This window comes from Sorangium sp. So ce185, assembly GCF_051526825.1.
Classification (GTDB): domain Bacteria; phylum Myxococcota_A; class Polyangia; order Polyangiales; family Polyangiaceae; genus Sorangium; species Sorangium cellulosum_D.
In genome coordinates this window covers 11,959,324-11,973,520 of the sequence record NZ_CP150316.1, presented here as the reverse complement: position 1 = coordinate 11,973,520, position 14,197 = coordinate 11,959,324, and the positions used below count along the sequence as shown (strand labels likewise).

Genomic DNA, 14,197 nt, shown 5'->3' with positions numbered 1-14,197 from the left:
CGGTGCACGCCGGGGCGCGATGGGGCCGGCCTGCCACGCGGCGTGGGCCTGCGATGACACGTGCCTCAGGCGCGGCGCGGGTTTTCCGGGTCGTGCTCTGCGGCACGCGCCGTGCTCCTCCGGGCCGGCATGCCGTGCATCCGAGCCGCTGCGCTGATCGCCCTGGTGACGCTGACTTCCGGCTGTGCCGCCCGGTCGCAGCCCGCATCTCCCGTTCCCGTCGAGATCCCGGTCGCGCCTGCGCAGCGCACGGCCGAAGCCGAGGCGGCCGGGAACGCGGCGCCCGGCGGGGTCGTCCTGGTCTGGGGCAGCGTGAGCGACGGAGCGCCGCGGACGTGGCATCTCGCGGAGGGCGGCGCGGTGATCCGCGAGGAGCCCGGGATCGTCGTGGCGACCCGGCGAGGGGAGTGGCGCTGGGAAACGCGCGAGGAGCAGGTGGCGACGTCGGCCTGCGAGATGGGGCTGGGGGAGATGCGCGAGCCGGGCGAGGGCACGGCGACCCGCGCGGCGCTCGTGCTCCGCGGGAAGGGCGAGCGCCAGGAGGTGATTTCGCCGCCCGATGGGGACGAGAGCAACGAGATCCACCACACGGCCGCGCTGATCGGGAGCGTGGGGCCGTACCTGTTCATCGAGGAGCGGACGTATACGGACCTCTGCGGGGCGCACGGCTTCGAGGGCGCGGGGTTCGTGGCGTGGGACGCCGAGCGGCGCGCGGCGGTCGATCTGCTGGCGGAGGTGCGCGGCGTGACCGGGTTGCAGAGCGCGGCCGAGGCGCTGCTCGACGACGGCGAGGACGGCGCGGAGGCCACGGGGCAGGAGCGGGATGCACCGGAGCTCGTGCAGATCGCGCCAGCCTATGATGAGCGGGGGGCGCTCCGGCTGACGGCGCAGCTCGCGCGATCCGCGTGCTACGCGTGCAGCGACGGGGCGTGGAGCTCGTACTCGCGCTCGGCGGTGGTGCCGGTCGAGAGGACGCCGGCGCGCCTCGCGGCGTGGGCGTCGACGCCGCCCGATGTGCGGGCGTTTCTGGAGCGGACGCCGGGGGTAAGGCTCGGTGGATGGTCGCAGGCCGGCCAGGAGGAGTGAGCTGGACTGGGACTACGCACCCAGGTTGGCACGAGTGCTCGATCCCCGGGACCCGCCGCCGCCGCCGGACCTGCCGCCGGACCCGCCGGACCCGACCCAGGTTGACGCGGGCGACTACTACCCGACCCAGGTTGGCGACCCGACTACCCGACCCAGGTTGGCGCACCCCTAGGTTGGCGCACCCCTCAGATTGGGACCCGAACCCAGGTTGGAGCTAACCCAGGTTGGACCCCATCCAATGTTGGACCCGATCCAGGCCATCAACGCGGGTTACGGGCGTAAGTTGGGCTAGGTCGCGGCGCGCCGACTCAGAGTGGCGGAAACTGGCGGAAAACCGCTGCCGCCACCCATGCGACCGTGCAAGTCCTTGAAATGATTCATGCCGACTCATGGCGCGGCGTTTGTATCTGCGCGCGGCCATGAGCCAGCCTCGCCAAATCGCTCCAGGTGCGACCTACCTACTCACCCGCCGGGTCATCCGTCGGCACTTCCTGTTGCGCCCCGATGCGGCCACGAACCAGCTGTTAGTCTACGCCCTCGCTATATCGGCTCGCCGCTACGGAATCGAGGTTCATGCCATTTGCGCGATGTCAACACATCTGCACTTGGTCGTGACCGATGTGCAGGGCGTGCTGCCGCGCTTCTTGCAATTTTACCATCGACTGGTCGCATTGGGCACCAAGGTGCTGCGGCAGTGGGAAGGGCCAGTATGGGACCATGAGGCCACGAGCGTGGTACAGCTCGTGACGCAGGCGGCGGTGGTAGAGAAGATCGCCTACGTGCTCGCGAACCCTGTGGCTGCTGGCCTGGTTCGGCACGCGAGCGAATGGCCGGGCGTCAAGGTGGATGTGGGTGACCTCGGTCGTGGAGTGCTGCACGCGCTGCGCCCGTCCGCATATCTCAATCCAAAGAATCCGCAGTGGGTCGAGCAAGCGACACTCTCGCTCGCGCTGCCGCCTAGCATCGAGCAGGAGAACGCGGAGGCCTTTCGCCTGCAGGTCGCGGCAGAGCTTGAGCGCCAGGAAGCTCAGGCCCATGCAGAGGTGGAGCAACAAGGCCGCCGCTTTTCGGGCGCCGAGCGAGCCAGCGAGCTCTCCCCGTACGAGCGAGCCACGAGCCGCGAGGAGCTCGGTGCACGCAATCCAACGTTCGCCGTGGGCCGCAACCAGGGCGACGCTTGGCGAACCGCTACGGCCGCTGTACGTGCGTTTCGCATATCCTATCGCACGGCGCTTAAGCAGTGGTGTGCTGGCGTGCACAACGCCGTATTCCCGGTGGGGACATGGTGGATGCGCACGTTCCACGGTGCCAGGGTGAACGACGCGACGCTTGCAGCGTAGAACGGCGATCGGGAGCGCGACAGCGACTCGGGCAGGGACGGCGTTGTCTCGACGCGTTGTGGGGCGGATATGCCCGTGTCGGCGAGGCGGGAGCGGCCGGCGGATGCTCGGCGCTGCATCACGCGCCTTGCGCGCATATGGCGTGCCGGGCCAAGCGGACACGAAGCGGCGCCCATGCCAGGCTGTCGAAGCCTCTGATCGATGGCAGGAGACGGATCTTTGCCGGCCGTCGCGTCTCGCTCACCAGGTCAATCCGGGTCGTTGCCCGGCAGCCCGCGGACTGGAGCAATCCGCATGGGCAACCCGTAGCAACCCGCAACCCGGGTCGGGTCGACCAACCCGGGTCCGCAGGTGGTCGCACAGGTGGTCGCAACCTGAGCCTGGTCGCGGCCGCCGTCGTGGCAGGTCGCCACCGCAGGTCGCCCGCCGCTCCGCTGCTGGTCGCAACCGGGTCAGGTCGCCGCCGCCGCCGGCCCGGTCGCCCCGCGCAACCAGGGTCAGGTCGCTCGCGCAACCAGGGTCAGGTCGCCCGCCCCGCTGCTGGTCGCAACCGGGTCAGGTCGCCGCCGCCGCCGCCGGCCCGGTCGGCCCCCCACGCAACCAGGGTCAGGTCGCCCCGCAATCCGGGTGTGCCCAACAGGTCGCAACCCGGGTCCGGTCGGCCCGCGGGTGTGCCCAACAGGTCGCAACCCGGGTCCGGTCGGCCCGGGTCCGGTCGGCCCGGCCAGCGGCCCTCCGTCAGAGCAGGTCGTCCAGTTCGTCCATCGCCTGGGAGAGGTCCTCGCTCATCTCCTTCAGCTTCTCGCGGTCCTTCTCCAGGAGCACGGCCTGCGCGGCACGCGCCTTGTCTCCGAGCTTGCGCGCCGCGAGCACGTTCTCGAGCAGATACCGCCGCTCGGTCGCGCCGAGCGTCGTGAACGCGCGCCGCAGGATCGGCAACGTGTCTTTGAAGCGCTCCGGCGCGATCCCCCCGAGGAAGGCGTCGAGCGCCTCAACCACGGTCCGGCTCTTGACGAGGACGAGCGCGTTCACCTCGAGGAAGCCGGCCAGGAACGACGCCGCCGGCTCGGGCGGAGCCGCGCCCCCGAGCCGCAGGCCGACCACCCTCGCCACCTCCGCATCGTCGATCGCCTGCGCCAGGTAGAGCAGCCCGCAGGCGAAGCCGGACGCCGTCGGGTTCACCGCGTCGCTGTCCACGAGCCCCCGCGCCGCGGCGAGCCACGCCGCGCGGTCGACGATCGGCTGCGACAGCGCCACGTCGTGCAGCGTGCGCAGCGCCTCCTTGGCCGTGGCGACCGCCTCGTCGCTGCCCGTGCAGCCTCCCTGCACGCGCAGCACCGCGCGCGCGAACGTCTTCTCGAGCATCGGCGCGATCACCCCGTCGCCGAGCGACGACAGCGACCGGGACGACCCGAACGACGCGAGCCCCGCGAAGGCGCGGCACGCCCGGGCGAGCGACGGCAGATCGCTGTCGCCCGCGGCGAACTGGTCGCACGCCCTCAGCGCCGCGGCCACCGCGCGGGCGCTCGACGCCAGCACCCCGTTCAGCAGCACGTCGGCGGCCTCGCCGGTCGTGTGGCACGCCGCGAGGTCCTCCTCGAGCAGCCGCGTCGCCACCTGCTCCAGCGTGTCGCCGAGCACGATCTTCTCGACCAGCGCAACGTCGGTGGCCGGCGTCCACTGCGCCTCCCAAGTCTCGCTGAGCTGCCCGAGCAGCTCGTCGGGCGGCGTCTCCTGGGTTGCCTGGCCGCCGCGCCGCCTCGCCCCGCCGCCGGCGCGCCGCGCCCCGGCGTAAGCCGCGTAGGGAATCTTGGCGATGCGGAGCCGGTGCAGGAGCACGCTCGTGCCGACCTCAACCTGGTTGGTGAGCGACAGCCGGAACGACTCGGGCGCGTCCGTGGCGGGGAGCCTGCGCTCGCGCACCTCGCGCCAGAACTCCTCCTGGAGCGAGTTCTTCCCGATGCCGCCGCCGACGCGACCCACGTTGCGCCCGATGACCGCCGGCCACAGAAATCCGTCCACGTGCGTCGCGTCGCCGCGGCACATCGTCGCGATGGTCGCCTCGCGCACCTCGTCGAGGCCCGGCTCTGCCTTGCCGCGGAGCTCGGCGAGCGTGACCGCGAGGCGGAACGCCTCGATGGTGTCGGCGAGCGAGGCCATGAAGCCGCGGAGGCGGAGGTGCTCGGTGAAGTCGATCAGCACCTCGAGCGTCGCGCGGCGGAAGTCGCCGCCCGCGTCGTGCGCGCGCTGGTAATACTGCGGCGCCCGGTTGCCTGCGCCGTAGCCGAGCTGCTCGGAGAGCCGCGGGAAGCTGAACGGGATGAGCGTCACGGCGCACGGCACCGGCGCCGGCAGCCGCGCCTCCAGCGCGGGGTCGACGTCGCGCGCCGCGAACGCCGCCGCGTGCGCCGCGCCGAGCACGGCCGCGACCTCGTGCGGGGCGAGGTCCGGCCCCATGCGCTCGAGCAGGCACCGCGCCATGTACGCGTCGCGCGCCCGGTGGACCAGCCGGTCTCCGTCGCTGCGCGCGAGGTCCGCGTACGCGAGGAGCGCCTCGCGGAACGACCTCGGGTCGTAGCGGGGCGCCTCGAACGAGGCCTCCCAGAACTCCTCGAACGAGCGGAAGCCCCGGGCCCGCGCGCACGCCTCGTAGATGCTCTCCTGCGCCCCTTCCGCGGACGCCGGCGCATCGCCGCCCTCCTCGCCGTCCTCGCCGCTTGCGCCGTCCTCCGCGCGCCCACCGCCTTCCGCGTCGCTCTCCCGCGCGTGACCGCCGGGGTCCTCGACGTCGTCGTGGCCGACCACGGCGCCCTCGAACGGCGCGAGCGTCATGCCGACGGGGACGTCGATGAGCTCGACGCGCACCCCGTGCTCGAAGGCCCATTTCACCGCGACGTACTCGGGCGAGTAGGCGGCGAACGGCCACAGCGACGACGCGGGCGTCCCGTCGGTGCGGTAGCCGAGGATCGCGACGGGCGGGACCGTCTTCGGGTCGACGAGCGCCTCGAGGAGCGGCGTCGCGTCGCTCGGGCCCTCGACGAAGATCGCCTTCGGGCGCACCTCGTCGAGGTAGGCGCGCAGCGTCGCGCTGGAGCGCGGCGAGTGGTGCCGCACCGGGAAGAGGTGGACGGCGGCGAGCCGGGCCAGGTCCATCGGGGGCTCCTTCAGGGCGCGAGGCGCTTCTTGGCGGCGGCGTAGAACTCCTTCCAGAGCCCGGTGCGCCCCTTGGCCACGGTCTCGCAGTACTCGCGCACCGCCTTGAGGTCGTCGCCGCCCTCCTTGCTCACGGCGCCGAGCAGCGAGCGGGACAGGTCGTCGGCGGTCACCTTCCCGGTGCCGAAGTGCTGCGCGAGGATGCCGCTGTTGAAGAGCACGCTGATCGCCTCGGCGGTCGACAGGACGGACCCTGGCGCCTTCACCTTGGTCTTGCCGTCCTTGGTGACGCCGGCGCGGAGCTCCTGGAACAGCGTCACGAGCAGCTTCGCGAGCTCGGCCGGCGGCTCGACGCCGACCTGGTAGTCGCCGCGGAGCTCGGCCTCACGCTTCTGCACGATGCGGATCTCCTGCTCGAGGTCGTCGACGACCGGGACGGTGATGAAGTTGAAGCGGCGCTTGAGGGCGGCGCTCATCTCGTTGACGCCGCGGTCGCGGGTGTTCGCGGTGGCGATGAGGTTGAAGCCGCGCTGGGCGGGGACCACCTGGTCGAGCTCCGGGACCGCGATCTGCTTCTCGGACAGGATGGAGATCAGCGCGTCCTGGATCTCGGACGAGGTGCGGGTGATCTCCTCGAAGCGCGCGAACCGCCCGTCGCGCATGGCGCGGAGGATGGGCGAGGGCACGAGCGCCTTCTGCGACGGCCCTTCGGCGAGGAGCAGGGCGTAGTTCCAGCCGTATTTGACGTGCTCCTCGCTGGTGCCTGCGGTCCCCTGGACGACGAGCGCGCTCGTCCCGCTGATGGCCGCCGACAGGTGCTCGGAGAGCCAGCTCTTCGCGGTGCCCGGCTCGCCGACCAGCATGAGGGCGCGGTCGGAGGCGAGCGTCGCGAGGGCGACCTGCACGAGGGCGCGGTCGCCGATGTACTTGGGGGTGATCGCGACGCCGCCGACGGGCTTGTCGCTCCCGAGGATGTAGGTCTCTACGGCCCTCGGCGAGAGGCGCCACCCGGGCGGCCTCGGCGCCGTGTCCTCGGCGGCGAGGGCGGCGAGCTCGTGGGCGTACTTGGTCTCGGCGGGCTGGCGGAGGTCGCTCATGGGCGGGGGAGAGGCTACCGCAGAACGGGGTGGGGAGAGAACGACACGGGCGGAGGTCGAGGATGCGCTCGGAAGCTTCGTGCTCGATCTGCTCCCGGGAGCGCGAGGCGCTCAGGCACGCCGCTCGAAGGCGAGCTTGACGCCCATGCCGACCATCATCGCGCCGCTCGTCCGGTAGACGCCGGTGAGGGCCCTCGGACGCGCGCGCAGCCACGCGGACAGGGCGCCGGCGAAGTAGCCGACCAGCCCCTTCACCAGGAAGGTGAGCAGCGAGAACGCCACCCCGAGCCCGCTGATGAGCAAGGTCGGGTGCTCGGCATCACCAGGGACGAACTGGGGGAGAAAGGCGAGATAGAAGATCGTCACCTTGGGATTGGACAGGTTGGACAGCGCGCCCTCGGCGAACAGCCTGGCCAGGCTCGACGGCCTCGCCTCCAAGAGATCGAGCGCGGCAGCGCGCGTGCGCAGGAGGCGTACGCCGAGATAGACGAGGTACGCAGCGCCGACGAGCTTGAGGATCAGAAACAGGGTGGCAGACGCCATCAGGATGGAGCCGAGCCCCAGCGCGGCCAGCGCCGTGTGGCCCACCAGGCCGAGGCTGATGCCGCCCGCGGTCGCCATGCCCGCGGACGAGCCCTGCGCGAGGGAGCGCGACATCACGAGGATCATGTCCTGGCCCGGAGTCACAATGACGAGGAGCGAAGTAAGCAAGAAGAGAACGATCTGGGTCTCCGACATCGCATCGATCCTCTGCGTTGGGTTCCTTACATGGTCGACTGTAACCGAGCCCGAACGCCGCAGCTACATGACAGGGCTCCGCTGAGCAGGATCGCGGCGAACCACAGGCGTGTCGCGCGGTGGTCAGAGCACGTCCCGGAGGCCGCGACGAGGTCGCTATCACCTCTGCCAGTATGTGCCAAATTGCGTCAATCGGAGGCGGCTCGGGTCTTACTGAGCTCCGTGCTCTGCTACACACTGGCGCATCGTGGGCAGCGCTAGATCGAGCGCGACGGCGTGATCGCAACCCCATGGGGCAGATGAGCACGCAGCTTGCACTGACCGCGCTCGAGGACGGAGCCGCACTCACGGACGGCTCCCCCACCCCTTGGAAAGATGATGATCATGAAAGCACATCGACTCGCCTGGGTCGCGCTCCTGCTGGTCGCCGCACAGGTTCCGTTCGTTGCCGCCTGTTCGGGCACGGTCGACGGCTCGGGCGATCCCGAGCCGAATACCGGGAACGATCCCTCCGGCGAAGGCGGCGGCGACGTGAGCGCGCCCGAGACAGCGCCCGACCTGTTCGCATGCGGCCTCGAGCTGAGCTGTGAGAAGATCTCGCGGCACCTCGGCCCGGAACCACGAGAGGCGCTGGAGTGCGCGGCCAGGCTCCTGCTTTCGGGCGACACGGGCGTCCTCGCGGCGCTCGATACCCCCGGACCGTTCATCGACGAAACAGAGTCGCTCATCGTGGTGCTGGGCGACGGCACCGCGCTCGTGCAGACCCGCGAGAGGCACTGCGGAGCCCCCGACGAGCCGCCCTGCCAGCCCGACACGTGGGAGGCGCCGTCTCTGCATCAGATCTGCGACGTCGAGATCCCTGAGTCCATGGCAGAAGCGTGCGAGGAAGACTCCGAGGAGGGGTGTGTCTGGGTGCCGTGGTCAGGGCTGAGCAACTGCCAGGCCGTGGACGACACCACCTGCACCGACATCGCTGAGCGGCTCGCACCGAGGTGATCGCCCGCCTCGCCCGGCTCCGGTGAGCCAGACACCTGGCTCCGTGGCGGTCAGGCGAGCGGCGGATTCATGTGCTCAGGCGGCCGGTCACGTACGCGCGCCGGTCACTTCCGCGCGCCGGTGACCTGGATCTCGCGCAGGCGCGCCCGCGCCGCCGCGTAGTACGGCTCGATCTCCTTCGCCGCCGGCGTCCCCCAGAGGTTCTTCCGCTCCTCCGGGTCGCCCGCCAGATCGTACAGCTCGAACCGGGCGCCGCCCGAGATCGTCAGCTTCAGATCGCCGCGGATGAACGACCGCCGCGCGTCGTTGTATGGCCCGGCCGGCATGTCGATCAGCACGTCGCGCGCCGCGGCCTGCTCGCCGGGCGCGAGGAACACGTCGGGCAGGAGCGACACGCCGGACAGGAAGTCGGTCGCGGGCGCGCCCTCCCCCGGCCCGGGGACCCGCATCAGATCGAGCAGCGTCGGCGCGAGGTCGATCAGGCTCCGCCGCGCCGAGACGCGCGACGGCGTCGCGCCCGGCACATGGACGAGCAGCGGCACGCGCACGAGCTCCTCCCAGAGCTCGAAGCCGTGGCGGAACATCTTGTGCTCCCCGAACGCCTCGCCGTGATCGCTCGTCACCACGATCGCCGTGCGCCCGCCGTACGGCGCCGCCGCGACCGCGTCGAGCAGCCGGCCGATGTGCTTGTCCGTGAAGGCCACCTCGCCGTCGTACAGGTCCCGCTGCGACGACGCGCCGAAGCCCGGCACGTCGTCGTGCCGGAGGTAGTCGGCGTGCGGATCGAGGTAGTGGACCCACAGGAAGAAGCGCCCGCCCGTGTTCTCGGGCGACCCGAGCAGCCGCAGCGCGGCGTCGGTCAGCGCGGGGCTCGTCGCCTTGTTGTCGACGTCCCACGGCGCGCCCTCGGGCGGCGCCGCGGACATGTCCACCACGTCGAACCCGCGATCGAGCCCGCCGAAGCTGCCGAAATAGCGGTGCCCGTGCACGCTCATCGTGCGCACCCCCGCCGCCTTCAGGCGCTCCGCGACGAACGTGTCCTCCTCGCCGAACTTGTTGAAATGCCCCCAGTTTCTGTGGGTCTCGCTCCCGTACTTGCCGATGAGCATCGGGCCGATGCTCTTGCCCGTGTAGGACGCGAGCGCGTACGCGCGCTCGAACGCCGTCGAGCGGGCCGCGAGCGCGTCGAGGTTCGGCGACACGGGCCGCGGGTTGCCCGCGTAGCCGAGATCCCAACGGAGCGTGTCGATCGTGATGAGGACGACGTTCAGGTCCTGGGGCAGGCGCGCCGCGGGCGACTCGGCGGGCGCGGCCGCCTTCGGGGCCGGGGCGAGCGCGGCCAGCGCCGCGGCGGTCAGGTCGCCGCCGGAGCAGTCGTCGTCGACGCCGTTGTCGAGGATCTCCTCGGCCAGCGGGTGGACGCGCGCGTCGCGGTCGTCGCAGTCGCCGCCGCCGAAGAGCCCGGCCGAGCGGTCGCCGTCGCGGTCGGCCAGGCGGCGCAGGACCGCGAGGCTCTTGCCGCCGACGGGCGCGCCGCGCTCGAGCGCCTGGCCCACCGCCGGCGCCGCGTTGAGCGCCGTGGCCGCGCGCGCGGTGAGCGCGAGCGGCAGGAGCGCGACGAGGAGCGCGACCGGGGCGCGCACCGTCCGGACGGCGGCCGGCGCGAGGAAGGCGGCGAGCGCGACGACGAGCAGGAGCGCCGGCGCGCGCAGGTCGAGCTCGGGGCGCTTGAAGATGCCGTAGATGCCGAGGAAGCCGCCCTCGCCGGAGACGCCGCCCGTGGCGACGCCGACCGCGAACAGGGCCGCGGCGATCCCGAGCGCGACGCCGCCGGTGACCGCCGGGTCGACGCAGGCGGGGCGCCCGTCGCTCGCGTTGGCGAGCGCGCGCCGGAGCGGCGGCGTCAGGGCGAGGACGGCGAGCCCCGCGATGAGGCCGACGCCGAGCGAGCCCGCGGCGACGGCGGTGCCGACGAGCAGGGGCGCGGCCTCGAGCCCGAGCAGCGCGCGGGCGAGGTGCGCGCACAGGGTCATCCAGAGGAAGGCCGCGAGCACCGCGAGCGGCACGAACGCCGCGATGTCGGCGGGCCGGCCGATCGCCCGCACGCGGAGCGAGGCGACGAGCGTGGCCGGCGACGGCGGGCGCGACGGGTCGACCACGATCGCGCCGAGGCCGCCGAGCAGGCCGACGGCGAGCGCGACCGGCGCGAACACGCCGATGTCGGCGAGGTAGGTCGCGCGCTGGAAGGCGGGGTCGTCGCCGGCGAAGGCCGCGGCCCAGCCGGCGTCGAGCGACGCGGCCACGACGCCGAGGACGCTGGCGCCGAGGGCGCTCGTGGCGAGCCGCCCTGCCCACGCGCGGGCCAGCGTCGGGACGGCGGGCCCCGGCGAGCTGGGGGTGCGCTTCACGCGGGGCTCCGCTTCCGCGCCATCGGGTGGGCGTTCCGCGCCATGGGGTGGGCGGCGTCGTAGACCTTGAGCAGGTGGTCGATCGACACGTGCGTGTACCGCTGCGTGGTGGCGAGCGACGCGTGCCCGAGCAGCTTCTGGATGGCGCGGAGGTCGGCGCCGCCGTCGAGCAGGTGGGTCGCGCAGGTGTGCCGGAGCGCGTGCGGGTGCAGGTCGGACCGGCCGGCGCCGAGCGCGCCGTAGCGCTGGACGAGGGCCTGGACGCGGCGCACGCCGATGCGCGCGCCCCGGCGGGACAGGAAGAGCGCGCGCGGGTCGCGGGCGCCGGTCGTCGGGTCGGTGAGCTCGTCGCGCCGCTCGAGGTAGCGCTCGATGGCGGCGACGGCGTGGGAGCCCAGCGGGACGATCCGCTCCTTGTCGCCCTTGCCGATGACGCGCACCGAGGCCCTGTCGGCGGGCTGCCGGTCGACGTGGGTGAGGTCGAGCCCGCAGAGCTCGGAGACGCGCAGGCCGGCGCCGTAGAGGGTCTCCAGGATGGCGCGGTCGCGGAGCCCCTCGGCGGTGTCGGCGCCGGGGATCTCCATGACCTCGGCGGCGGCGTCGACGTCGAGGAAGGTCGGCAGGGGGCGCCGGACCTTGGGCAGGGCGAGCTGGGCGGCCGCGTTCTTGTCGACCTCGCCGCGCCGCTCGAGGTAGCGGAGCAGGGCGCGGGCGGCGCCCACCTTGCGCGCGATGGAGGCGGGAGCGTGGGTGCGCGCGAGCGAGCCCAGCCAGCTGCGCAGGAGGAGCACGTCGAGGCCCGTCACGGCCGTGTCCTCCACCGCGGCCGCGTCCTCGCCCGCGGTCGGGGCCTCGCCTGCGGCCTTGCCGGCGGCGGGGACCTTGCCGGCGGCGGGGACCTTGCCGGCCGTCGGGACCTTGCCGGCGGCCGGGGCCTTGCCGGCCGCCGGGGCCTTGCTGCGCGTCGGCGCGGGTCGGTGGTCGGCGTTCGCGGCCGCCTTCTCGCGGGCGAAGCGCGCGAGCTGCTCGAGGTCGCGCCGGTACGCGGCCACGGTGTGGCGCGACGCCCGTCGCTCGGCCGTGAGGTAGGTGAGGAAGCGCGCGATCGCCTGCTCCAGCGTGGTCTCGCCGGATCGATCGCCGCCTCGCCGCACGTGCATCACCGGTTTGCCCTACCACCAGGACGCGGCGGCAGGCAAAGACTCGCCGGCGGCCCGCCGGGGCGCCGCGCTCCCGCCGCGCGGGCGCGCCGGGAGGCAACCCGCAGGCCGGGTGGCGGCGGCTGCCCGACTCGGGCCCCGTCGAGCCGACTCGGGCCCCGTCGAGGTCGCGGCGCGCGCTGCGCAGGGCCGGTGCGCCGCTCGCCGCGGCCGGCGCGGCGTACGGCCCTCGGGGGGCGCGGACGCGCCCGGCGCGCGTCCCTGCTGCTCAGGCCGTTCGGTGACCATCGCTGTGGCTTCGTGACTTGAGTTACCGAACCGCGCTTCGAACATGGGCTGTTTCGCTGTGGCGCGGCGGACATCGGCCTTTGTTTCGCTGCGGGAAGGCTGCGGGAAGATCGACGGCTGCGGGCTCGCGCGCGGGCGCCGCTCAATCGGCGTTGCGGTGGCGGGCTGCCGGCCGGATTCCGGACATGACGGGGAAGACGAAGAGGAAAGGCCGAGGATCTCCCCGCCTTCCGCCCTCGCGCCCCTCTCCTGGGCAGCTCGGCTGCCGCCTGTCATGGACGTCCGCGGATCGCGCGCGTGATCCCGATACGTGCGCCGCTTTCGGTGTGGTACGAGGGCCGGCGCGCTGGCGACGACGCGCGGGGCGTGAGGAGCATGAAATGACGAATGCAGTCGTGAGCGAGCCGGCCACCGAGGTCCCGCCGAAGCTCTCCTTTGCCCAGACCCTGAGGAGCCTGCCGCGCTCCTTCTGGATGGGCTGCATCATGGAAATGTGGGAGCGGCTCGCTTACTACGGCGTCCGCGTCGTCATGCCCATCTACATCGCCCAGGCCGACGAGCCTGGGGGGCTCCACTTCAGCCAGCAGGACAAGGGCACCATTTACATGGTCTGGGCCCTCATCCAATCGCTGCTCCCGATGATCACCGGCGGTTACGCGGACCGGTACGGCTACAAGCGCACGATCTTCGTCACGGTCTGGCTGAAGATCATCGGTTATCTGCTGATGGCGACGCAGCGGAGCTTCACCGGCTTCCTGCTCGGCGTGGTCGTCCTCGCGACGGGCACGGCCCTCTTCAAGCCCGGGATCCAGGGCACGCTGGCCCAGTCGATGGATAAGTCGAACTCGTCGGTCGGCTGGGGGCTCTTCTACTGGCTCGTGAACGTGGGCGCGGCGGTCGGCCCGCCGCTCGCCGGCTACCTCCACGGCAAGGGCTGGCCGTGGGTGTTCTACGGCTGCGCCGGCATCATCTCCCTGAATTTCCTGATGCTCTTCACCTACCGGGAGGTCGACTCCGGCGCCGACAAGACCGCCGACGCGTGGAAGGTCTTCAAGGACACGATCAAGAACATCTGGGACGCGCGGCTCATCACCGTGATCCTGCTGCTCTCGGGGTTCTGGCTGATGATGTATCAGCTCTGGGACCTGATGCCGAACTTCTACACGGACTGGATCAGCAGCACCTCGTTCGTGCAGAACAATTCCTGGCTCCCGTCCTCCTGGCTCGACGTCAAGGATGCGCGCGGGGTCCAGCTGAAGCAGGAGAACGTGCTCAACCTGAACGCGGTGTGCATCGTCCTCTTCCTCGTGCCGTTCTCGTACCTGGTGGCGAGGATGAAGGTGCTCTCGGCGATGACGCTGGGCATCCTCGTCGCGACCTTTGGCATCATCGTCTCCGGGACCACGACGTCGCTCTATGTCCTCTTCCTGGGCATCCTGCTCTTCTCCATCGGCGAGATGCTGACCGGCCCGAAGAAGAGCGAGTATTTCGCGCTCATCGCGCCGAAGGGGAAGAAGGCGCTCTACCTCGGTTACATCAACATCCCGGCGGCGATCGGCCCGGCGATCGGCGCGCAGATGGCGGGGATCCTGTATGGCACGCGCGGCGAGAAGGCCACGCTGGCCCTGCGCTACCTCGCCGAGAAGACCGATGTCGCCAAGGGGAAGGCCTGGAACGGCGACGTGGCGTCGCTCCCGGAGCTCCTCGGGGTGTCGCGCCAGGAGGCCTTCCGGAAGCTCCAGGAGGTGCTGCAGATCGACGCGACCCAGGCCACGCGCCTGCTCTGGGGCACCTATCAACCCTACGAGATCTGGTACTCGTTCGCGGCGGTCGGGGTCGCGTCGCTCGTGGGGATGCTGCTGTTCTCCCACCGATCGAAGCGGTGGAAGGATCTCGACGTGTAGGCTCTGTCTGCCGAGCTGCTGCGCGGC

Annotated in this window: 9 protein-coding genes; 4 read left to right on the top strand and 5 right to left on the bottom strand. The window is 71.9% G+C overall.

The window, feature by feature from the left end:
- The first annotated feature begins 165 nt into the window (after positions 1-165).
- Positions 166-1,086: a hypothetical protein gene (locus WMF26_RS44145; protein ID WP_437997621.1), complete on the top strand. Its 921-nt coding sequence runs from the start codon at positions 166-168 to the stop codon at positions 1,084-1,086.
- Between the two features lie 419 nt (positions 1,087-1,505).
- Entirely contained in the window at positions 1,506-2,426 is a 921-nt protein-coding gene (locus WMF26_RS44140; protein ID WP_438002485.1) for a transposase, read from the top strand.
- 738 nt (positions 2,427-3,164) lie between these two features.
- On the opposite strand, the gene WMF26_RS44135 is transcribed toward WMF26_RS44140, so the two are convergent.
- From WMF26_RS44135 to WMF26_RS44125, 3 genes are all read right to left on the bottom strand, one after another.
- Complete coding sequence (locus WMF26_RS44135) at positions 3,165-5,579, bottom strand: DUF5682 family protein (protein ID WP_437997620.1); 2,415 nt, start codon at positions 5,577-5,579, stop codon at positions 3,165-3,167.
- A gap of 11 nt (positions 5,580-5,590) precedes the next feature.
- Entirely contained in the window at positions 5,591-6,676 is a 1,086-nt protein-coding gene (locus tag WMF26_RS44130; RefSeq protein ID WP_061626934.1) for an ATP-binding protein, read from the bottom strand.
- Positions 6,677-6,787: 111 nt separating this feature from the next.
- Positions 6,788-7,414, bottom strand: a complete 627-nt coding sequence (locus tag WMF26_RS44125) for a LysE family translocator (protein WP_437952046.1) — start codon at positions 7,412-7,414, stop codon at positions 6,788-6,790.
- A gap of 384 nt (positions 7,415-7,798) precedes the next feature.
- Between WMF26_RS44125 and WMF26_RS44120 the strand changes: the two genes are divergently transcribed.
- Positions 7,799-8,410, top strand: a complete 612-nt coding sequence (locus WMF26_RS44120; protein WP_437997619.1) for a hypothetical protein — start codon at positions 7,799-7,801, stop codon at positions 8,408-8,410.
- 104 nt (positions 8,411-8,514) lie between these two features.
- Here WMF26_RS44120 and WMF26_RS44115 read toward each other — a convergent pair whose 3' ends face one another.
- Both WMF26_RS44115 and WMF26_RS44110 read right to left on the bottom strand, forming a co-directional pair.
- A complete protein-coding gene (locus WMF26_RS44115) occupies positions 8,515-10,818 on the bottom strand; it encodes a sulfatase-like hydrolase/transferase (protein ID WP_437997618.1) in 2,304 nt (767 codons plus the stop codon).
- Positions 10,815-11,978, bottom strand: a complete 1,164-nt coding sequence (locus tag WMF26_RS44110) for a tyrosine recombinase XerC (protein WP_437997617.1) — start codon at positions 11,976-11,978, stop codon at positions 10,815-10,817. Before WMF26_RS44110 ends, WMF26_RS44115 begins: the two co-directional genes overlap by 4 nt.
- Positions 11,979-12,646: 668 nt before the next feature.
- On the opposite strand from WMF26_RS44110, the gene WMF26_RS44105 reads away from it, so the two are divergent.
- Positions 12,647-14,170: an MFS transporter gene (locus tag WMF26_RS44105; protein WP_437997616.1), complete on the top strand. Its 1,524-nt coding sequence runs from the start codon at positions 12,647-12,649 to the stop codon at positions 14,168-14,170.
- The last annotated feature ends 27 nt before the right edge of the window (positions 14,171-14,197 follow it).

Bases quoted from the DNA above. Each gene is read 5' to 3' on its own strand.
- WMF26_RS44130 (WP_061626934.1), bottom strand. From the start codon at position 6,676: ATGAGCGACCTCCGCCAGCCCGCCGAGACCAAGTACGCCCACGAGCTC.
- WMF26_RS44135 (WP_437997620.1), bottom strand. From the start codon at position 5,579: ATGGACCTGGCCCGGCTCGCCGCCGTCCACCTCTTCCCGGTGCGGCAC.
- WMF26_RS44110 (WP_437997617.1), bottom strand. From the start codon at position 11,978: ATGCACGTGCGGCGAGGCGGCGATCGATCCGGCGAGACCACGCTGGAG.
- WMF26_RS44125 (WP_437952046.1), bottom strand. From the start codon at position 7,414: ATGTCGGAGACCCAGATCGTTCTCTTCTTGCTTACTTCGCTCCTCGTC.
- WMF26_RS44105 (WP_437997616.1), top strand. From the start codon at position 12,647: ATGACGAATGCAGTCGTGAGCGAGCCGGCCACCGAGGTCCCGCCGAAG.
- WMF26_RS44140 (WP_438002485.1), top strand. From the start codon at position 1,506: ATGAGCCAGCCTCGCCAAATCGCTCCAGGTGCGACCTACCTACTCACC.
- WMF26_RS44120 (WP_437997619.1), top strand. From the start codon at position 7,799: ATGAAAGCACATCGACTCGCCTGGGTCGCGCTCCTGCTGGTCGCCGCA.